General features: G+C 59.5%; 1 protein-coding gene. It reads right to left on the reverse strand.

The features are described 5' to 3' along the window. Positions 1 to 55 precede the first annotated feature (55 nt). The coding region (locus MKD38_RS30990; protein WP_012354703.1) for a hypothetical protein at positions 56 to 316 on the reverse strand (261 nt) is incomplete at its 5' end.

A 316-nucleotide genomic window follows, 5' to 3' on the forward strand; every position in this document is an offset into this window, starting at 1 on the left:
CCCCGCCTTGCGGGGAAAAACTCATCGCTAGCGCGATGAGTACTTCAGCAGCCTGCTAACGCAATCCGCCATCGAGCCAATGGTACGGCCCGCCATGGCGAGCCGCCAGTGAACGAACGATCAGGATGCCACGTTTGAAGCCAACGATCCGTCCATGGCCTTTCACGCGCGCACGCATCTCGACACGATGCTGGCACTGCGCACGGATTGCATAGCTGTCAATGTGCGGCAAATGATGTCTCGCCTGCTGCCGCAAGGCAATTGCTCGATTGAGGCGGTGGCCAGGCAACTGGGAGTTGATCGTCGTACGGTGCAT

Origin of the sequence: Cupriavidus sp. WGlv3, from assembly GCF_023952475.1 — a bacterium.
In the GTDB taxonomy this organism is placed as follows: domain Bacteria; phylum Pseudomonadota; class Gammaproteobacteria; order Burkholderiales; family Burkholderiaceae; genus Cupriavidus; species Cupriavidus phytorum.